At 44.5% G+C, this 483-nt stretch carries 1 protein-coding gene; it reads right to left on the bottom strand.

Annotated elements, in window-relative coordinates:
• Nucleotides 1-63: 63 nt before the first annotated feature.
• A partial coding sequence (locus H4O20_RS12890) for a DUF4430 domain-containing protein (protein WP_185099522.1) occupies nucleotides 64-483 on the bottom strand: 420 nt, incomplete at its 5' end.

Genomic DNA, 483 nt, shown 5'->3' with positions numbered 1-483 from the left:
TGATGACGAGATCAACAAGATGTGGAATTAATTCAGCAGTAGCATTTAAACCACTAAATATAACTATTTTTTGGCCCAAGTGGTGAACCTCAGGATCATATTCTCATCTCTCTGGGGTTGGTAGCAGCCAATTCCCACTTCCAGTCGGGTTATAACTCCTGCTTTCTCAGACAGAAGCTCCCAGTATGTCTGGTCCTTATCAGATCCAGCCAATCCATTTACACTCTCCAGATATATGCCCATGGTTTTGTGAATAGTGTATGAGAATTTGAAGTCGTTGCTGGTGTCCTGCAGTTGATTTAAGACACCAAACATCAGCCCTTCCTCTATCACAGTGGTGGAGTAGGAAAGAACCTCATTTGTGAAATCATTAATAACAGTCACCTTAACAGGGACCTGTTCCAGCTTGCCTGAGTCTGCAGGCAGTGCCAGCCCTGGGAAAGGCAGCAAAACTGCAAAGCACAGAAGAGTAATCGCTGTCAG

This window comes from Aequorivita sp. 609, assembly GCF_014212065.1.
GTDB classification, from domain to species: Bacteria; Bacteroidota; Bacteroidia; order Flavobacteriales; family Flavobacteriaceae; genus Aequorivita; species Aequorivita sinensis.
Note: the sequence above shows the minus strand (reverse complement) of the source record. Positions and strands in the feature narration are given on the sequence as shown.